Below are 18669 nucleotides of genomic sequence, written 5' to 3' on the forward strand. Positions count from 1 at the left end.
GGGGCATGGGGCATGGGGCATGGGGCATGGGGCATGGGGCATGGGGCATGGGGCATGGGGCATGGGGCATCGGGCATCGGGCATGGTGACTATTGAACCCGAGTCGATCTAAGTACCCCTGAATCTACTCGGCGATCGAGTGTGGGAAACTTCCGGGCGAGTCGGAACTGAGCCTGCTGCGTTATCCTGAGTTTAACGGGAATTGATAGTTTATCGATCGACTCAGGAGAGTTCATTATGACTTGGCGCGGATCTACGACTGTTCCAGACCGGATTTTTGCTTGTTTGCCTTATTTGCTCCCGCTCATTGACGGGCTGAAGTTCGGCGGGTATCTGTTTTCACAGTTTCCTGTCCTGAAACTGTTTGTTTTACCGCTAGCTCCCTTGCTTCAGATTTATAGTTTGCCCTTCGCTAGCTTGATTATTTTCTTTGCCCTTTATTTAGGAGTAGTTAGAAACGAAAACATCAGTCACTTCATTCGTTTTAATGCGATGCAGGCCATTCTTTTAGACATTGTTTTGATGCTGTGCGGTCTGGTTTTGCCGATTTTAGGTAAAGGCTTCCAAGTCGCATTTATTGCAGAAACTCTGTATAACATGGTATTTTTGGGCGTTTTGGCTGCATTTTTCTATGCAGTCGTGCAGTCGGCGCTGGGACGCTATGCAGAAATTCCTCCGCTTTCCGATGCTGTTTATATGCAGGTACGATAAATTAGTCATTAGTCATTAGTCATTGGTCATCGGTCATTGGTCATCGGTCATTGGTCATCAGCTCTTAATTAGTAAGTCCAAAAAAAACAATTTCTTCTAGGGATTTTTAGGGCTGGTTTAGCGATGATTCTCGCCCCTGAACGAGTAAACCATTTCACGCACGCGCTCTCCCCACTAATGACTACTGACTACTGACTACTGACTACTGACTACTGACCAATGACTGTATTTTCAAGACTGCCAATGCCTTCTATTTCAATGCGGACTCGATCGCCTATTTGCAGCGGCCCTACCCCTTGCGGCGTTCCAGTCAGTATCACATCGCCGGGAATCAGAGTCATGACTTGACTGATGTAGGAGACGATAAAGTCTGGGGAAAATACCATGCGATCGATCTGAGATGATTGCACCGGTCGATCGCTCCCATTGACAAAAGTCTGCAACTGTGCAGCCGGACTCAATTCGCGCACAATCCAAGGCCCCAACGGACAAAATGTATCAAACCCTTTCGCCCTCGCCCACTGGTTGTCTCGCTTTTGCAAATCTCTGGCTGTTACGTCGTTGGCGATCGTATAGCCCCAAATTTTGCTGTGTGCTTGTTCGGGAGTGCAGTTGGTACAATGTTCGCCAATTACCAAGGCCAATTCTCCTTCGTAGTCTACCCTTTCCGACTGCTGCGGATAGCGAATCGCTCCACCTGCGGGGATGACAGCGCTGGGAGGCTTGAAAAACAGCAAGGGTTCAGCGGGTACTGGAGTTCCCATCTCGGCGGCGTGATCGACATAGTTTTTGCCGACGGCTACGATTTTTGAGGGAGAGCACGGGGCGAGAATTTGGTAAGTATCTGGTGAAAGTTCCAAATCAGTTGGTTGTCCTTTTAACCAAGGTGGTGCATCAAATACTTGAATGCTGCGGCTGAGTTGCAGCAAACCGTAATGGATGTGTCCTTGTGTTGTTTTAACTCGAACGTAGCGTTGAGCCATACTATTTTAGATTTGGGATTTTAGATCTTAGATTAAAACAGACTGACCGTTTCCCGATCGCGGGAATAGGACTTTCTGTAGAATACAGAGGACTGACGCACAGATGCCTAGAAACCGGATTTTTTAGCCAAAATATTTGCTTAAAACCCTCAATCTCGGTTGAAAAACCCGGTGTCTTTGTTGGGAGTGTGTGAGTCATAATACATATAAACATGGATCTAAGCATAATTAGCTAACATTTACTGCTCGATCGACCTTCTGGATTGTTGGTGTATCATTTTTAACCCGTTTTCGGTGCAAATTCCGTGCAGCGGTTTATCCCAGGAGTCATCGGGTAGCTGGGCTAGCAAGGCAAATTCAAAGATTGTGGCGATCGCAATTTTTGATTCCCACTCAGGTAAACTGAGCAGGCGATCGTAATAGCCGCCACCGTAGCCCAAGCGATAGCCGCGAACATCGCAACCTACGGCGGGTACGAGGATTAAATCTACTTCTGAGCGGTCGATTTTCGGGGCATCAGGCAGCGGTTCTAGGATGCCGTAAGCTCCAGTATGTAAAGCATCTCCGGGCTGCCAGATGTGCCAGGATAAGTCTTTACCAACACAGCGGGGAAATCCCCACGTGCGGGAAGTTGCGAATAGAGGACTTAAATCTGGTTCTTGGCGAAAGCTAAAGTAGGCGAGGATTGTTTTTACTTCGGTAAATAGGGGCGAGTTTTGCAAATGATTGCAAAGTATCTCGCTCTTTTGGCTCCATTCTTGGGCTCCTAGGGATTTGCGGGTGTTCAGGAGCGATCGTCTTAATTGTGTTTTAGTTAATGAAGGTTGAGGAGAGTGCATATTTCATATTCAATCAGTTTAAATGAACGCGAAAAAGGGTAGGGACACCGCACTGCCAATTAGTGTCAACTTAACGCTAAAGTCCTTTGTATCTCTTGTTTGTTGCCGAGGCCAGATCCCCCTAAATCCCCCTTAAGAAGGGGGACTTTGAGAAATGGACGGTTCCCCCCGAATTGTTGCGGGGACTTTGAGAAATGGACGCTTCCCCCCGAATCGTTGCGGGGACTTTGAGAAATGGACGCTTCCCCCCTAAAAAATGGGGACGAAATAGTCCTTCTTGCCCCCCCCTTCTTAAGGGGGGCTAGGGGGGATCTAGACTCGGCTATAAGCGAGATTTGTCAGAGGTTTCAGACTTTAAGTTGACACGTCTTAGACACTGCCTCAGTCCCTACAAATATCACGAGCAATTAACCGAATTAGATAACACATATTGTCTCACCACAGGACAAACACTGAATCGCGTTTCATTATCCATTTCCTCTATTTCAACCAACGATCGCCTCCCCAAAGATTGCAGCCCGTTGAATAACTCCGAGGGCGATAAATCGGCATCTTGTAGCAATTGCTCTATTGAAACTGAATTCGCTTCGCGGCTGAGGCGGCAGATGAGCTTTTTCTCTAATTCTGACAAGCGATTTATCTGCGGGTGCAATGCTGCTGCCAATTCTTCCCCGACAAATAGTATATCATATTTCAAAAAATCTGAAACCCTGCCTCGAAATATTTCTTGAATGGTGGTGGCGACTATTTTTAACCACAATGGATTGCCTCGGTAGGCATTAATTAGGTATTCCCATTTTTCGGGGTTAAGTAAACTTTTTTGTCGGAAAATTTCGGTAGCATCTGTACCTATACCTTTGAGTTGTAAAGTACGAACTGGTGAGTTTTCGCCTGTTAATGCGGTAATTTCTCTGGGGTTTTCCCAAGTGTGGAGGATGAAACAACTGTTGTGGGTTGTTTCTCCGATTTGTCGGAAGAGGATGCTGTAATTTTCGCAGTCTGGGCGGTAATTTCCTGCGAGTTGTCCGCTGCTGAGGAGAGTTTGCACGTCGTCGAGGATGATGAGACAGCGGTTTTTTCGCAGATATTCCATTAACAGGGAAAGTCGATCGCCAATGCTGACTGATAATTCGGTTTCCGGTTGATTGGCGATAAATTGAATCAGGTTTTTTAGGGTGGTTCCGAGGGGTGGGGAGGTGCGGAGATTTCGCCAAATTACGCAGTCAAAGTGATGCTGAATTTGTGGGATGAGGTGGAGGGAAAGTGCGGTTTTGCCGATGCCGCTGAGTCCTGATATGGCTGCGAGGTTGCACTTGTCTTGGACAATCCATTTTTCGAGGGTGGCGAGTTCGGATGTACGCGCGGCGAAGCTATCGCCATCAGGCGAATCGCACAACAATGAAATATGAGGTGCATCTGCTAAGTCTAGTCGGGTTTGGGGTTTTGAGGTGTCTGGGGTGGGAGTTGAGGGCGATCGATCTTTTGGAACTTCAGGAGATTGGGTATCGGTACAAACATTGACGTTACCAATATGTAGAAAATCATTTCCAAAATTTGATGAAACGATATATAATTGTTGTCTTTCAAGTGCAGAGCGTAAATTTGATTGAGTAACTTCTTCACCTAAGACATTTGATAAACGCTTCCATAATTTTGAGGCGATATTCCTGATGTGACCTTCGCTACAATATGATGCTTCTGCGATTTGAGAGTATTTTTGACCTTCCCATACACCCAGCAGGATAGCTTTTTGCAGATCGTCCAAGTGTTCTCCCGTCTTGGCAAAAACTAGGTTGTCAGCTAACCTCAAGAGTTCTTTCACGTCCATCGGTCGGGTAGGTAGGGGAATGCTCATATTGTATCAGACTTTTTCTGACATTTTCTGACATCCCGCTCGCATCTGACATTCAATGACATTAAGAAATATTAAATTTGTGATATTTTCTGATGTTTTATGACTTGACTTCATTATGAGGATGGTGTAATTTTCAAATATAAGCTGTCCGTCACTGTTAGTACCCTGTAGCCAAACATTAAAATATAAAGTCATGACTAATAAACCCAAAAAAGAATCAAAGCTGAAATGCCCGCTGTCGCAAGAACAAAAGGAGACGGTTAAAGATGTTGCCAATGTCTTTGATATACATATAAAAGTTGTCAAAAAGTTTAGTGGCAATGGCTAATGGATCAACTGTTTTTGCATAGCATTAATGTAAGAGCAAGAAAAAATAACTAGGTTTTTTTTGAGTTTGCCAACAACCAAAATAATTATCTAAAAAAATAATCATGAATGACAACCAAAATCAAAATGAAATGGCTACTGAAGTCGCCAGCAAAGTTAAATCAACTCTTAATGACGCTATTCAAGGATTAAAGATTTTTCTAATTAATCCTGTTGGCGGTCTTCCAGTTTTTTTTCAAGGATTAGGTAAGGAACGTGCTTTAGGAGTTGGAATTGCTTTTGGAATAGTATATGTAGTTTGCTTTGTATTCGCGTGCCACAAATTTTTCCCAGACAACTCTGGCAGTTCATTATTTAATTTAATAGTTGCCAGCGCTGCTAATTTTTTGAGTATAGCAGGGGCTAGTTTTTTGACACGCAAACTATTTCGGGGATATGGAAGCTTTCAAGGGGATATATTCATTGCTGGTGTCGCTTTAGTTCCTGCCTCTTTATTGCTATTAATCAGTAGTATTTTAGGAATTCCGAATGCTGAAATTGTTGCTATAGTTACGGTGGTGGCTATAACCTACATAATTTTAATGATTTACACGGGCTGTCACAAAATTTCAGGAATTCCCGAAAATGCTGCTGCTTTGGCAGTTTCAGTCATGTTACTTTTGAGTGGCTGGTTATTTAAAATCTTGATTTTATCTAACATATTGAAAAGCTAAATAATGTACGAAGCAAGATGAGAAATGAGTTGAGTTGGCTGGAAATAATCCGACTATTTTTTGAAATGCTTTTTCAGTTAGTTGACTGACAGTATTGATTTATCGTAGGCATTTTACCCTAAAAGGAAAAAAGTATGGACGCACTGGTAGCAGCAATTGCACAAATTTTAGATTACATTCACACCCAAGGCCCAGACGCGATCGAACAGCTAACGATACTACTCGAAGCTCTCAAGGTTGGAGCAGTTTCTGTTGCGGCTGTGTTTGGCTTGGCTGCTAACGTACCCGCTGTTATTGAAATAATAAGCCAGTTCGTAGCTTTAATCAGTTCAGGTGCAGCTCTTCCTGAAATAGCGTCGGCGATGGGGGCCTTGGCGAGTTCACTGGGATTGTCTATTGAGGCTCTCATCCACATATTACAAATTATCGCCGGTTTGATGCTGGCATTTTAAATTGATTCCCCCAGCTTTTCAAGGAATTAACCATGATTTGTGTGGTGAGGTTTTGTGGGGGGATAACACGATAATTCTCGCTTCCTTTCACGGTTAATGACACTCATCAACTCATTAGACAAGAAACTTGCGATTGAGTTTACCATAACCTTATATCAAAAGCGATCGCCCTTTTTGCGCTAAAGGGCGATCGCCCTTATTTTTATTCACTCAAACTACTTCCGAGGCTAAAAGCCTCCCATCAACTCTCTCATAATCATCTTCGAGTAGCCACGAGTGAGCCTCATCGTAACTTGAACCTAAAAACAGCAGTTTATAATTCGGCGATGGTTCGTAAATACCACACTTACTATTTTTGCCACCGACTAACATCAGAATCCGAGGCGGGAAAACAATCGGATCTACCCACAACTCGATAAATTCCCAATCATTGACTTGTTCGACGAGGTTTTGTGCGGGGGATAACATGGTAATTATCGGTTCCTTTGATTATTTTAATTTCTGCGTAATACAGCGGAATGCGACTGCCGTCGGCTCTGATTTGATGACCTATAGGATAATCAAAGTATAGCCCGTAGCGATCGTAGTCATCGGTTTCATCATCAATTCCTGTAGGCTCTCCTCTATCTATAATAGCTTGTATCACTAAATCCCTTGTGGCTCTGTCATTAAACACATGAGCTTTTTCTTCTTTTCTCAGCAGTCTTTGTACCTGTGGCGTTTCGGGAAGATGTTTGTCAAATAAACTGGTTCTTGGGTCTGGTGTTAGTTCGCGGTTAATGCCACTCATTAACTAATTATATAGCTCCTTGCAATTCATCCTATCATAACCTTATATCAAAAGCGTCCTGAATTGAATTAACGCTCGGGCTTTTATAATAAAATCCCGAGCGATCTTTAAGCACTTCCCTCAATTAAATCTGCTTCCGCATCCCGCCGTCTCCCGATACCTTTTGCAATGCTCGTTCCCTCCCAAATCCGCTTCATTTCCCGGATTTGATCGGCAATTCCCTGCACATCTTTTTTCGGCACTAAATCCCGGATAGCGCGCATTTCCCGGCGGCGGTTTCCCTCCATACTCGGGCCGCGATTGAACACCAAACTTACCAATCCTCCCTGAACATCTGGTGGTAATTCTTCTAAACCGGGAAATGCTTCTTTTGTCTGATTGTAAAATTTCGGCACGGTGACAACATTAAAAACGTCCCATGCTAATTCCCAAGCCACAATTATGTCTCGAACACTATCTAAACGATTGTTCGCGGCTTCTCCTGTCAACTCGCAGCAATCACTCAAACGCTGGCGCTCGACATCCCCTAATTTCTGCCAATCTTGGTTGAAAACTTCTACTGTGTTGTAACCTAGATCGTAGCCGATGCCGATCGTAATTCCCGATGCTCCTTCCGGCCAAGTTGGGCGCTGCAACAGCTTTTCGTAATATTGCCGCCCGCCGCCAACCTCAAATTCTAAGATTAGCTCGATCGCCCTGTATGATAAAAGTGACGACCCCAAAGGTTCCCCAGGGAACAAAGCAGCGAGGGTTTCCGGGCCCGCTATGCCGTTTGCCAAAAATTTTTGATTGGTTTGAAACTGTTTGAGGGAGGCTTCTGTTTTCGGCCCAAACTTACCGTCAGCAGTGCCTGGATTCAAACCTAACTCCAGCAAGCGTTTTTGCAGTTTCACAACATCGGAACCCGATGCACCTAATTTTAGAGTTTGCACAACCTGTTTTCCTGTAATGCGATCGGCACAATAATTTTTGCTTGATATTGTACCACAACCAGGATTTCCCGAATTATTTAATTAATTCAGCCTCAGTCAGCAGGGCAAAATCGCGCGGATTGTTTAGCACGAAACCGTCATTTTCTTTAATTAAATCGCCAAAACAGGTTACGGGCGATCGCGTTTCATAAGCCTTGAGGGCTAACTGATAATCAGAGCCGCTCAATTTCAGATTAATTTTTCTCAGCTTCCCCACCACAAATCCCATTAATATAATTTGGGCAGCAGATTCTGCCTCGTGTACTTTATTAATCCATCCCGAAATTGCAACATTAGGTAAAGCCGTGATTAAATCGCTGAGAATATCTAGCTGAGAACGATTTTCCACCACTTCTAATGCTTTTAAGTTCCGACACATCACCTCTGCAAAATCATCAAAATCTTGGTGAGGCGAAACCAATACTTCCCCCTCCTGACTCACAGAATTTTTCTTGCTCCAAATGAATCCCTCATAAAATTGACGAGCTTTATGCCAGCCATTTATCTGTAAGTATTTCTCTAACACATTTGGCTCAATTGTTTTCAGGATGTGACTATCTCTTACAGTTACTTTCATGGCAAACTTCCCTCACTAATGCGTTGTATCATTGACTTAAGAGCTTCTACTGTAAACTGATTGCTGGGGGGTAAAGAAACAGTCACATTTCCTATATTTTGTGTTTCTGGCTGTCCCCGCAATGACATCCAGTAGGCACAATTTTTCATGCAGAGTTCCGATTCTGACTGCTGCAACCAGTCTTCTAGATTTTCCGGTACTAAAACTACAACTAAGATTCGAGGTACTAGGGCATTCTTTCTCAAATCGTTGTAGTTTTTGACTTTGAGCGGATATCGGATGCAGTCGCCGTCTATCAAGTCTCTTGAAGTACATTTCAATTGTAACTTCAACTCGGGAAAATAAACGCTTCCCTCACCACTGCCAGCCGTGATTTGTAGGTCGATGCTGTTCAAGTCTAATTCTAACAGATCGATCGAGAAACCTGCCACGGCTGCAACGGCACGTACATAAGCTTTGCTAAAAAGTTCTTTCTGCTGGTTTAGTTCCATTCCCAAATAAACATTTTGTGAAAATAATTTATTTTACAATAAAGATGTTCCCCAAGTAATTATTGTAGGATAACCCTCCCCGAGAGGCGATCGATTGATATCGTGTCCGCTCGATTGACAGATATAAGATTGGTTCGTAGTGTGGACTTGAGTCCGCAATATAAAGCGGACTAAAGTCCACACTACGAACGGTTTTTGTGACGCTCATCGAACGGACACGATCTGATATAATTTCTTAGTCGGCGAAGGCGCGGACATCGTTTGTGTGCCCGTAAACTCCGCGGTTTCAACCGCCGTCTATCATCAAAAAAAATCCCCGATTTATTGAATAAACCGGGGATTTTTTCACACTTAAACTGCGTGTTTTCGATACCAATCAATCGTATTTCTCAACCCTTCCTTAAACTCCACCTCAGCTACAAAACCAAACCTTTCCTTAGCCCTTTCCGTATCCAAACAGCGGCGCGGCTGACCGTTCGGCTTGTCTGTTTCCCAAACAATTTCTCCCTGATATCCCATCAATTCGCAAATTGTTTCCACTAAATCGCGAATTTTAACTTCGCTATTGGTTCCCAAATTAACCGGGTCAGATTCGTTGTAAGATTGAGCTGCCATCACAATTCCGCGTGCGGCATCTGTGGAATATAAAAACTCGCGGCTGGGGCTGCCGTCGCCCCAAACTGGCAGCGTTTTGTCTCCTCTTTCTTGGGCTTCGTGGACTTTGCGAATTAATGCGGGGATGACGTGGGAACTTTTCGGGTCAAAGTTATCTTCGGGCCCGTACAAATTCACTGGTAACAAATAGATACCGTTGAATCCGTACTGCTGGCGGTAGGATTGCAGTTGCACTAATAGGGCTTTCTTTGCTATTCCGTAAGGTGCGTTGGTTACTTCTGGATAGCCGTTCCAGAGGTCGTCTTCTTTGAAGGGAACTGGTGTTAAGTTGGGATAGGCGCAAATTGTGCCGACGCAGACGAATTTTTCGACTCCTGCTTCGTAGGCTGCGTGGATTAGTTGCGCGCCCATCATCAAATTGTCGTAAAATAGTTCTGCCGGTTTGATTAAGTTTAAACCGATGCCTCCGACGTGGGCTGCTAAGTGTATGATGATGTCTTGTTGGTCGGCGGCACGCTTGCAGTTTTCCATGACGCGCAGGTCGCAGTCGCGCGATCGACTAACTGAAATTTTATCAGCATCGGCGCCTGCTTTGACTAATTGGTCGATTACCTGACGGCCGAGGAAACCGGCGCCGCCCGTGACTAAAATGCGCTTGCTGCTTAAATCCAAGCTGGTCATAATTTTATCCTCAGAATTTTGAATAAGGGTCGATCGACAATTTCCACTCTAAAATTGTTACTTTAGCAAAAAAGCTTTCCGCTACAGCACGGGCTTGCCAACAAATCTGTTTTAGCAGTCCCAGATCGGGACAAATTGCCGTGCGTATCTGAGCCAGAGATTTATCGGCTGCGACTGCTCAACCGTGATTTTAATGTTTTTGTTGGCCCGCGCAGCCGAAAGTTTGGCGATCAGTTAAGCTGGTTGTCTGAATGTCGATCGCCCTACGCACTAATAGCTGCAACAATCCTCTCATTCAGTTGTAAACTGCGTGTAGGGGTAATGCCCCGGTACGCGCATTTCGCCAATCGGGGCAGACAGGGGCACTACCCCTACAAATTGTTAGCAGTGACCCGCCCAAAAACGGATACCAGCCCCCGACAGGAGTCGGGGAGAGTCAAAACTTTTAGACCCTAGTTTAAGCTTTCAGATTCATCTGTGGAGTAAATCCCAAATCTATAATCGAAAAATGGAAAATCCACTGACGGCTTAGTTTTGCGGCTTAATCAAATCCGTTACCAGAACCTCGCTCCTGCTTTTCGAGAGCTTTCATGTCAGCATCTACCATTAAATGTACTAACTCCTGAAAAGTTACAGAAGGTTCCCAATTTAATTGCTGGCGCGCCTTAGTCGAATCACCAATCAACAGTTCGACTTCTGCCGGACGCAAGTAGCGTTCGTCAAACTCCACATATTTTTGCCAATCTAAATTGACGTAAGTAAATGCCAAATCGAGAAATTCCTTAATGGAATGGGTCTCATTGGTAGCAATGACAAAATCGTCAGGCTTGTCTTGTTGCAGAATTAGCCACATCGCCCGCACGTAGTCTTTAGCATAGCCCCAGTCCCGCTTGGAATCGAGATTGCCCAAATAAAGTTTTTTCTGCTTGCCGGCGACAATTCTGGCAACAGCGCGAGTAATTTTGCGGGTGACAAAAGTTTCGCCCCGGCGCGGAGATTCGTGATTGAACAAGATGCCGTTGGAGGCAAAAAGTCCGTAGGATTCGCGATAATTTATTGTTTGCCAGTGACCGTAAACTTTGGCGCAGGCGTAAGGACTTCTGGGATAAAAAGGAGTTGTTTCCTTCTGCGGAACTTCCTGCACCAAACCGAACATTTCTGAAGAACCTGCTTGATAAAACCGCACTTCTATGCCTGTGCGACTCTGGTAGTCCCGAACTGCTTCAAGCAGGCGCAACACTCCCATCCCTACGGCATCAACCGTATATTCCGGCGAGTCAAAACTGACTCGAACGTGAGATTGAGCGCCTAAGTTATAAATTTCTACAGGCTGAACTTCTTCCAATATCCGACGCAGAGTAGTGCCGTCGGTTAAGTCGCCGTAGTGCAGAAACAACTGTGCGCCCTCGCTGTGAGGATCTACATAGATGTGGTCAATGCGATCGGTATTGAAACTGGAACTGCGCCGGATAATGCCGTGAACTTCATATCCTTTCTCTAACAGTAATTCGCTCAAGTAGGAGCCGTCTTGACCTGTAATACCTGTTATTAGCGCTCGCTTGCGTTGGGTCATCTGATTTTCCTTTGACAGGCTGTGTTAATTCTCTTCGGACTTTCCGGGCAGAGGCTGTTGTGGCCTGCCGGTCGTATGCTCAAGCTCTACCTTAACTCACAATGCTTCGATCGGCATCAAGGAACTGTGAATTTTTTGACAAAGAGTTTGCCGCTTGCTGTCAGTAGTCAGCATCAGTGGTCAGTAAAAAACAAAACTAACTACCGATTGCTGACTGCGGACAATAATTAATATGCGCCGTTATTTTTGGGGAAAATCACCACTCCAATTGTTTTGAAAACAATCCACAAATCCATCCAAAGGTTTTTGTCATTGGCGTAATAGAGGTCGATTTGGACTCGCCGGGGATAGGGAATGTCGTTGCGACCTGACACTTGCCACAAGCCTGTAATCCCAGGTCTGATGGTGAGAATTTTGTTGATGTGACGGCCGTATCTCGGCAGTTCTTCTTCAACTAAAGGTCTCGGCCCGACGACGCTCATATCTCCTTTTAAAACATTCCAAAACTGGGGGAACTCGTCTAAACTGGTCATTCGTAAAAATCTTCCAATCCAGGTAATTCGAGGGTCTTGTTTCAGCTTGAAATTGTCCTCAAACTCTTGACGCAAATGCGGAGATTTTTCCATGATTTCCAGCAATATGTCATCCGCATTTTCCACCATCGTTCTGAATTTAAGGCAATAAAACATTTTACGGTTTTTGCCTACTCGTTCCTGTACGTAAAAGATAGGCCCGGACGAGCTTAAGGCGATTGAGAGAGCCAAAAGCAGGTAAACCGGAGCAAACAGGATCAGAACCGATAAGGAAAACAGGATGTCAAATAACCGCTTGAAAAATTCTCCGTCGAGGCTCTGTAGAGAACGACTTATGCGTCTGTCTCCTTGCAGGACTGGCCCAAAACCGCGTCTCGCGATCGCTCGAATTACCTTGCCGGAGATTAGTTGGCTGTCGGCAGTCATCTTACTCCTTCACTTCACACCACACACAGTCATGATCATAAAGCCTCAAGACGCTTTGTTCTCTGAATTATGTTTCAAATACTCAATTTTCTGCCTTCGGAATTCGTCAAGCGTGAAGTCGCAATCAGGCTGAAGGAAGTCGGAAGAATGGACAAGGCACTTATGCAGAGAGGTTTTGAGCGCTTCTGAAGGCAGAAGCAATCAGGAATCACGAATCAAGAAGAATGGACAAGGCACTGATACAGAGAGGTTTAGAGGGCTTCTGAAGGCAGAAGCAATCAGGAATCCGGAATCAGGAATCAGGAATCAGGAAGAATGGACAAGGCACTTATACAGAGAGGCTTTGAGCGCTTCTGAAGCCTTCAGAAGTCAAGCGTGAAGTCGGAATCAGGAAGAATGGACAAAGCACTTATACAGAGAGGCTTTGAGCGCTTATGAAGCCTTCAGAAGGAACAGTGCGCTTATCCAGAGGGCTTGTGAAGGCGAAAGGAAGATTTTCTCCCTCTCTCCCGATCCCCATCGGACCCTCTCAAGTTCCAGACTTGGTAAAATCGCCTGAGAGAAATTCCTGATAGCAATGTTCCACAAAAGCTAGATAGCGCTGCTCAAAAACTTCCGGGGCAAACTCGGAGGCGCGCAACCGTGCCATTTCTGGCGCAAATTTGCCTTCCAACTGCTCAAATTCTTCGACGGCTTCGACTATTGCTGCTGCGGTTTGGGAGGGGAAAAATAAACCTGTGCCAGTTTCTGGGTGTTGGCGAATGTCGAGCACTGTCTCCAAAGCGCCGCCTGCCGCATAGGCAATTACTGGTGTCCCGCAAGCTTGAGCTTCTACTAAAGCGATGCCAAAATCTTCGCAAGCTGCATAGACAAAGGCTTTCGCCTCTGCCATGTACTTTTCCACTACGGAGGCGGGCTGCCAGCCGAGTAGTTGCACGTTGGGTTTGGCGATTTGCCGAATCATTTCTAATTCGGGCCCGGTGCCGATGACAATTAGAGTGCGCCCGAGTTGATTGAATGCTTGGACGATCGCACTTACATTTTTGTAGCTTACCAACCGGCACACTGTGACGTAAAAGTCTTGTTTTTGCCGCATCAAGGAAAATCTCTCGATATTTACCGGCGGATAAATCACCTCAGCGCGCCGTCGGTAGCACCGCCAAATTCGGCGCGCCGTGTGTTGGGAGTTGGCGATGAAATAATCGACGCGGTTGGCCGAAAGTACGTCCCACTGCCGCAGTCGGTGCAACAAATATCGCGTCAGCAAGCCCGGGATGCCCCGTCCGGCTTTGCTGCTGCGCAAATAGTCAAAAGTTAAGTCCCAAGCGTAGCGCATGGGCGTGTGGCAATAGCAGACGTGCAGTTGCTGGGGACTGCTGAGGATGCCTTTGGCGACGGCGTGGGATGATGAAAGGATGATGTCGTATTCTCGCAGATCTAGTTGTTCGATCGCGATCGGCAGGAATGGCAAATATTTTTGCACGCCGCTGCGGGCCTTAGGGAAATGCTGCAAAAATGTCGTGCCAATCTGTCTTTGAAACAGATAGCTTTCGGGATTCGCCGATTCAAAGTCGATGAGGGCATAGATATCAGCGTCTATGTATTTGAGGATTTCCTGCACTACGAGTTCTGAACCGCCCGTAGCTAAGGGCGTCAACCATTCATGAACTAGGGCGTATTTGAGTTTTTTCACTTGTATGTAGTCGATCGAACGATTTGTTAGCGCCAATTCTGTCAATATTAGTCTTACCGAGGGATCGCTTACGCAATATCGAACCATCTAGCGGGTTTTTACGTAGGTATTTAGCTCAAACCCAGGATTTTGGGAATAAACGCGGTTTTTGTGAAATCAGGGACAGCAAAACCACACTCTGCGGGAAAATTACCGCCGATTGTTGACAAAAAATACTATTAGGCGGAATACTGTAGGTGATTTGCGATCGCCCAAATATGCGGAACGGGCGATCGAATTAACGTGGTGTGAGGTAAAAATGTCAAGAATTTTGTGGAAAGGACTCTTAATCAGTCCCGCTGTACTAGCAGCAAGTTTAGTCGTATCTTCGACAGCCCTAGCAGCAGAGCAACCTGTAGAAATTGCCACTGCTCAAGCCAATCAATTGGAATTAGCAGGTGCTGCAACCGAAGCAGCACAGCCTGAAATAGCAGCAGTGACGGCCGAACCAACGTCACTAACTAGCAACTTGACTGTTCCAACTATTGAGAAAGAAAGTCTTGAAGCGAAAATAGCCCCAGTTGCCGAACCAGCCGCATCAGCGGAAAACAACGCAGTTGCAGCAGCAGACTTAAGCGAAACCAAACCCGCAGTCGCGCCCGCCAACTTAAGTACCGAACCACCTGTCGCGGAGAAAATCTCCGCAGTCGCGCCCGCAAACTTCAGCGAAACGGAACCCGCCGCCGCACCGACTAATTTCAGCGCCGAAAAAGCGGCCGCACAACCCGAGCAGATTTCCCAATCAACTCCTCCAATTGCGCAACCTCAACCGCCCTCAAATGTTTTAGAACAAATCAACCAATACAGCGCAGAAGGCGGCAGCGAAGATACTATCGGCCAAGTAACCTCAGTTTCGCAACTTTCTGACGTTCGGCCCACCGATTGGGCATTCCAAGCTTTGCAATCCCTAGTAGAGCGCTACGGTTGTATAGCTGGCTATCCAGACGGCACTTACCGCGGCAACCGGGCGATGACTCGCTACGAGTTTGCAGCGGGTTTAAATGCCTGTTTGGATAAGGTGAACGAGCTGATTAAAGGCGGTGGCAGAACTCTCGCAACCAAAGAAGATTTGGCTGCTGTGCAAAAGTTACAAGAAGAGTTTGCCGCGGAATTGGCAACTTTGCGCGGCCGCGTCGATGCTTTGGAAGCGCGCACGGCTGAATTAGAAGCAAATCAGTTTTCGACTACCACTAAACTCAATGGCGAAGTGATATTTGCTTTGACTGGTATCGCCAGGGGAGAAGACGCTAACGGCCGCGACGCCGATAGAACGACGGCTTTTGGCAGCAGGGTTCGTCTGAATTTTGACACGAGTTTTTCTGGTCAAGATTTGCTCAGAACTCGACTGCAAGTTTTAAATTTGGGTTCGTTTTCTACTAACAATACCAAAACTGCTGAAGGGGAATTGCGGTTTAATGCCGGGCCTTTCGCTACTGCTAGCAATACTGTAGCTTTAGATGCGCTACTTTACCAATTCCCCCTAGGCAAAAGCACTACTGTAATTCTCGAAGCCAATGCCGGCGCTGCTGACGATTTCACTAATACTGTGAATCCTTACTTTGACGGAGATGGTGGCAGCGGTGCTCTTTCTAATTTCGGTACTCGCAACCCAATTTACTATTTGACTGCCGGTTCTGGTATCGCTCTGCGGCAGCAGTTTGGAGAAAAACTAGAGCTGAGTTTGGGATATTTGGCCGGCAACGCTGCGAGCCCGACGCGGGGTAACGGCTTGTTCAACGGTTCCTACGGTGCTTTGGCTCAGTTGACTTTTAAACCGACAAGCACTATGGCTTTAGGTTTAACTTACGTTAATTCCTACAACTTTGTGACCGGTACGGGTAGCAATGCTTCTAATTTCCCAGTTCGTCTCGCTTCTTTTGGGCTAGATACTGAAGATAACCTCAAGACTTCTAGCAATTCCTACGGCGCGCAAGCTTCGTGGAGAGTGCGGCCTGGCTTGGCAATTGGCGGTTGGGCGGGTTACACTAACCAGCGCATTTTATCTAATTTGGTTACTCCTACGGGTTCTGTACAGCGCGGAGACCAAAAAATCTGGAACTGGGCCGTTACTGTGGCTTTTCCCGATTTGCTGACAGAGGGAAATGTAGCGGGCTTTCTGGTAGGGATGGAGCCGCGAGTCACGAGTTCTACTAATCGGACTTTGCCGGAAGATAAGGATACTTCCCTGCACATTGAAGGGTTCTATCAGTTTAAGTTGAGCGACAATATTTCGATCACTCCTGGTCTGATTTGGCTGACTGCTCCCGACCACAATAAGAATAATTCTGATTTGGTGATTGGGGTGGTGAGAACTACGTTTACTTTCTAGTCTCAACCCTTTGGGGATTTGGGATTTGGGATTTTTACTTTTAATCTCAAATCTCAAACCCCGACAACCGCGACTCTCAAATCGGTTGACAAACTATAACTTTTTTGCACGACTGCTTTATTGAGACTTGCTCTAGATGGCAATAAACTACATCTATTAAGGTTGTAAACAGGCATTTCTTGCCAACATTCCCGACAAAACCAGTACACCTCTTGCTGGCGAAAGTGACGGAGCATTCGATTCGAGCAGCACGGGCAATCTGTATTTTGGCTAACGCGATCGACGATTTGATTTGAGCTGCCGGAGTCGTCTATCATAAAAACCTCTTTTTTACCTCAGATGTGTTTCACTTTTGTTGCCAAGCGCTGTAAGTTGGGTTGATTCACCAACGACATCACTCTAAAAGTGAAAAGTAAAGATTTTGTAAAAAATATATGTTTGTTAATAAATTGAGTAAATTTAAAATATTTCGTAACAATAGTGGTGTCGCAGAGCACTTATGCCTATTTCCAACGATCGCAGTCTGTGTTGCACGCACCACGCCAAAGAAACCGGGTTTTTTATTTACTCTCGTCGCTCCCATGCAGGATTTGCGTAAAAAAACCCGGTTTCTGACACCCAGTCTCTGAGTTTGTATCGATGTGAGAATCTAATCTAAATCCCAGCCCAACACCTGAGCAATCTGAACGGACAGCATAGCTGGAGCGAGGGGATTCACAATCACTGCTGCTATTTGATCTTGGGGGAATAAGTTCCGTTGCAAATCAACCCATTTCGCTTTGAGAGTTAGCAGCACAACTGGAATTGATTGGGTTTCGGGTTGTGTTCTTAGTTCTTTGAGAAATAGGAATTCCTCCATTTCTCCGGCAGAAATATCCAAAATAATGCTATCGGGCTGATGTAGTTTCGCTTGTCGCAAGCCTTCTAAAGTGGAATTGGCAACTCGCACGTTCCAACCTGCCAAATCGGTTAAACAAGCTTGTACTAGCTCCCGCATATTTGGTTCTTTGTGAATCAGTAAAATTGTTTTGGTGGCCATATAAACCACTTCCAAAGCCTTCATTTATTTAACTGTTGAAAAATTAATGGTTCGGTTTCCAATTGACTGCAAGCTACACTTTTTCAGCCAAAGATCGAATTTGCAGTTGGGAGTTCAATGCAAAGTTTGGATTGCTGAGCGATCGACTGCTTAGCAAGCTGAATTTTCACACCATCGGGTTGGATCTGGGTGCGACAGGTTTCAGGTTCTACGGGGTGGGGTAACGCGATGAGACTTTCAAATCTACTAGGACGAAAATAACCTTCAACTAGAGTCGCTTCCGTCGGTTGACCTTGAATTAGAAGAGTTTCTGGAGTGATTTGGAGATCCAGCTTGACTAGATGAATGCCCAAAATGTGAACTTTCAGCATCAGTGTTGTCTCGCTTTCGTGAATCGTAATGGCTGCGATCGGCGTTTTTCCTGTATTGCGCATCCAAAGTGTTAATTGCTGACCACCCTTGAGCAAACTAGAAAATGAACCCTCCAGATACTGGCTCAGATCCTTCGATGCTTGAAAAGCATTCATTCACCGTCCTCCTCTACCACAAGTTTTTGGTTCGATAGTAGAAGGCTAGGTAGTAACGGTAAGGAATTGGTAAAGATTCAGATCTCGTTACAAAACTTCACAAAGACTCTTAAATTTCTTCCTTCCAGCCCAATATCTCTGCAACTTCTACCGTCAGGCTGGTGGGTTGGATGGGTTTGGAAATTACCCCGGTAACGCCCATTTCGGCGAATTTAGCCCGATCGCTGGGCAGGACTTTGGCTGTCAGCAGAATCACCGGAATCGATCGCGTCTTGGGATCGGACTGGAGGCGATCGTAGACAGCAATCCCGTCCATTCCCGGCATAGACACATCGAGCAAAATGGCATCAGGTTGTTCTGTTTGCAGTATTTGCAAACATTCCTCTCCCGATCCTGCTACTAGCGTTTCCCATCCGCCTAGATCTTCTAAGCACGCTTGCACGAGTTCTCGGAGGTGTTCTTGATCGTCAACTACTAGAATTAGTCTGTCAGTCATGGGATTTTA

General features: G+C 45.7%; 19 protein-coding genes. 4 read left to right on the forward strand and 15 right to left on the reverse strand.

The window, feature by feature from the left end; translation table 11 throughout:
- The first annotated feature begins 237 nt into the window (after window positions 1-237).
- Window positions 238-711, forward strand: a complete 474-nt coding sequence (locus tag QUB64_RS21265) for a Tic20 family protein (protein ID WP_333266609.1) — start codon at window positions 238-240, stop codon at window positions 709-711.
- 209 nt (window positions 712-920) lie between these two features.
- On the opposite strand, the gene QUB64_RS21270 is transcribed toward QUB64_RS21265, so the two are convergent.
- The 3 genes from QUB64_RS21270 to QUB64_RS21280 all read right to left on the reverse strand — a co-directional run bounded on the left by QUB64_RS21270 (window position 921) and on the right by QUB64_RS21280 (window position 4388).
- A complete protein-coding gene (locus QUB64_RS21270; RefSeq protein ID WP_333266610.1) occupies window positions 921-1694 on the reverse strand; it encodes a fumarylacetoacetate hydrolase family protein in 774 nt (257 codons plus the stop codon).
- 239 nt (window positions 1695-1933) lie between these two features.
- A complete protein-coding gene (locus QUB64_RS21275) occupies window positions 1934-2533 on the reverse strand; it encodes a 5-formyltetrahydrofolate cyclo-ligase (protein WP_333266612.1) in 600 nt (199 codons plus the stop codon).
- Window positions 2534-2930: 397 nt separating this feature from the next.
- The gene (locus QUB64_RS21280) at window positions 2931-4388 is read right to left on the reverse strand and encodes an NB-ARC domain-containing protein (protein ID WP_333266614.1); all 1458 of its coding nucleotides are present in this window, start codon (window positions 4386-4388) and stop codon (window positions 2931-2933) included.
- Window positions 4389-4819: 431 nt separating this feature from the next.
- Here QUB64_RS21280 and QUB64_RS21285 point away from each other — a divergent pair, with 431 nt between their 5' ends.
- Together QUB64_RS21285 and QUB64_RS21290 are read left to right on the forward strand one after the other, a co-directional pair.
- Entirely contained in the window at window positions 4820-5428 is a 609-nt protein-coding gene (locus QUB64_RS21285; RefSeq protein WP_333266616.1) for a hypothetical protein, read from the forward strand.
- 134 nt (window positions 5429-5562) lie between these two features.
- The gene (locus QUB64_RS21290; protein WP_333266618.1) at window positions 5563-5880 is read left to right on the forward strand and encodes a hypothetical protein; all 318 of its coding nucleotides are present in this window, start codon (window positions 5563-5565) and stop codon (window positions 5878-5880) included.
- Window positions 5881-6090: 210 nt separating this feature from the next.
- Here QUB64_RS21290 and QUB64_RS21295 read toward each other — a convergent pair whose 3' ends face one another.
- The 9 genes from QUB64_RS21295 to QUB64_RS21335 form a co-directional block, all read right to left on the reverse strand.
- Window positions 6091-6348: a hypothetical protein gene (locus tag QUB64_RS21295; RefSeq protein WP_333266620.1), complete on the reverse strand. Its 258-nt coding sequence runs from the start codon at window positions 6346-6348 to the stop codon at window positions 6091-6093.
- Entirely contained in the window at window positions 6308-6670 is a 363-nt protein-coding gene (locus tag QUB64_RS21300) for a DUF6972 family protein (RefSeq protein ID WP_333266622.1), read from the reverse strand. Before QUB64_RS21300 ends, QUB64_RS21295 begins: the two co-directional genes overlap by 41 nt.
- A 107-nt stretch (window positions 6671-6777) precedes the next feature.
- Entirely contained in the window at window positions 6778-7602 is an 825-nt protein-coding gene (locus tag QUB64_RS21305) for a peptidoglycan-binding protein (protein ID WP_333266624.1), read from the reverse strand.
- A gap of 73 nt (window positions 7603-7675) precedes the next feature.
- Window positions 7676-8218: a hypothetical protein gene (locus QUB64_RS21310; protein ID WP_333266626.1), complete on the reverse strand. Its 543-nt coding sequence runs from the start codon at window positions 8216-8218 to the stop codon at window positions 7676-7678.
- Window positions 8215-8709: a DUF4365 domain-containing protein gene (locus tag QUB64_RS21315; protein WP_333266628.1), complete on the reverse strand. Its 495-nt coding sequence runs from the start codon at window positions 8707-8709 to the stop codon at window positions 8215-8217. The genes QUB64_RS21310 and QUB64_RS21315 overlap by 4 nt, the downstream gene beginning before the upstream one ends.
- A gap of 351 nt (window positions 8710-9060) precedes the next feature.
- Window positions 9061-10005, reverse strand: coding sequence for a GDP-L-fucose synthase family protein (locus QUB64_RS21320; protein WP_333266629.1), 945 nt, complete (start codon window positions 10003-10005; stop codon window positions 9061-9063).
- A 541-nt stretch (window positions 10006-10546) separates the two neighbouring features.
- On the reverse strand, window positions 10547-11578 hold the full coding sequence (gmd, locus tag QUB64_RS21325; RefSeq protein WP_333266632.1) for a GDP-mannose 4,6-dehydratase: 1032 nt from the start codon (window positions 11576-11578) through the stop codon (window positions 10547-10549).
- 227 nt (window positions 11579-11805) lie between these two features.
- Window positions 11806-12537, reverse strand: a complete 732-nt coding sequence (locus QUB64_RS21330) for a sugar transferase (protein WP_333266634.1) — start codon at window positions 12535-12537, stop codon at window positions 11806-11808.
- 529 nt (window positions 12538-13066) lie between these two features.
- On the reverse strand, window positions 13067-14230 hold the full coding sequence (locus QUB64_RS21335; RefSeq protein ID WP_333266919.1) for a glycosyltransferase: 1164 nt from the start codon (window positions 14228-14230) through the stop codon (window positions 13067-13069).
- Window positions 14231-14528: 298 nt separating this feature from the next.
- Here QUB64_RS21335 and QUB64_RS21340 point away from each other — a divergent pair, with 298 nt between their 5' ends.
- Complete coding sequence (locus QUB64_RS21340; protein WP_442921689.1) at window positions 14529-16598, forward strand: iron uptake porin; 2070 nt, start codon at window positions 14529-14531, stop codon at window positions 16596-16598.
- A gap of 649 nt (window positions 16599-17247) precedes the next feature.
- Here QUB64_RS21340 and QUB64_RS21345 read toward each other — a convergent pair.
- The 3 genes from QUB64_RS21345 to QUB64_RS21355 form a co-directional block, all read right to left on the reverse strand.
- Window positions 17248-17661 (reverse strand): response regulator, encoded by a 414-nt coding sequence (locus QUB64_RS21345; RefSeq protein WP_333266637.1) that lies wholly within the window; start codon window positions 17659-17661, stop codon window positions 17248-17250.
- 59 nt (window positions 17662-17720) lie between these two features.
- Entirely contained in the window at window positions 17721-18164 is a 444-nt protein-coding gene (locus tag QUB64_RS21350; protein WP_333266639.1) for an Hsp20/alpha crystallin family protein, read from the reverse strand.
- Between the two features lie 109 nt (window positions 18165-18273).
- Window positions 18274-18660 (reverse strand): response regulator, encoded by a 387-nt coding sequence (locus QUB64_RS21355; RefSeq protein ID WP_333266641.1) that lies wholly within the window; start codon window positions 18658-18660, stop codon window positions 18274-18276.
- Window positions 18661-18669 lie beyond the last annotated feature (9 nt).

It is taken from the genome of Microcoleus sp. Aus8_D2 (assembly GCF_036702665.1).
Classification (GTDB): Bacteria; Cyanobacteriota; Cyanobacteriia; order Cyanobacteriales; family Microcoleaceae; genus Microcoleus.

Coding starts and splice junctions, on each gene's coding strand:
- QUB64_RS21265 (WP_333266609.1), top strand. CDS start 238: ATGACTTGGCGCGGATCTACGACTGTTCCAGACCGGATTTTTGCTTGT.
- QUB64_RS21320 (WP_333266629.1), bottom strand. CDS start 10,005: ATGACCAGCTTGGATTTAAGCAGCAAGCGCATTTTAGTCACGGGCGGC.
- QUB64_RS21300 (WP_333266622.1), bottom strand. CDS start 6,670: ATGAGTGGCATTAACCGCGAACTAACACCAGACCCAAGAACCAGTTTA.
- QUB64_RS21310 (WP_333266626.1), bottom strand. CDS start 8,218: ATGAAAGTAACTGTAAGAGATAGTCACATCCTGAAAACAATTGAGCCA.
- QUB64_RS21330 (WP_333266634.1), bottom strand. CDS start 12,537: ATGACTGCCGACAGCCAACTAATCTCCGGCAAGGTAATTCGAGCGATC.
- QUB64_RS21340 (WP_442921689.1), top strand. CDS start 14,529: ATGTCAAGAATTTTGTGGAAAGGACTCTTAATCAGTCCCGCTGTACTA.
- gmd (WP_333266632.1), bottom strand. CDS start 11,578: ATGACCCAACGCAAGCGAGCGCTAATAACAGGTATTACAGGTCAAGAC.
- QUB64_RS21275 (WP_333266612.1), bottom strand. CDS start 2,533: ATGCACTCTCCTCAACCTTCATTAACTAAAACACAATTAAGACGATCG.
- QUB64_RS21350 (WP_333266639.1), bottom strand. CDS start 18,164: ATGAATGCTTTTCAAGCATCGAAGGATCTGAGCCAGTATCTGGAGGGT.
- QUB64_RS21280 (WP_333266614.1), bottom strand. CDS start 4,388: ATGAGCATTCCCCTACCTACCCGACCGATGGACGTGAAAGAACTCTTG.
- QUB64_RS21285 (WP_333266616.1), top strand. CDS start 4,820: ATGAATGACAACCAAAATCAAAATGAAATGGCTACTGAAGTCGCCAGC.
- QUB64_RS21345 (WP_333266637.1), bottom strand. CDS start 17,661: ATGAAGGCTTTGGAAGTGGTTTATATGGCCACCAAAACAATTTTACTG.
- QUB64_RS21270 (WP_333266610.1), bottom strand. CDS start 1,694: ATGGCTCAACGCTACGTTCGAGTTAAAACAACACAAGGACACATCCAT.
- QUB64_RS21295 (WP_333266620.1), bottom strand. CDS start 6,348: ATGTTATCCCCCGCACAAAACCTCGTCGAACAAGTCAATGATTGGGAA.
- QUB64_RS21315 (WP_333266628.1), bottom strand. CDS start 8,709: ATGGAACTAAACCAGCAGAAAGAACTTTTTAGCAAAGCTTATGTACGT.
- QUB64_RS21290 (WP_333266618.1), top strand. CDS start 5,563: ATGGACGCACTGGTAGCAGCAATTGCACAAATTTTAGATTACATTCAC.
- QUB64_RS21355 (WP_333266641.1), bottom strand. CDS start 18,660: ATGACTGACAGACTAATTCTAGTAGTTGACGATCAAGAACACCTCCGA.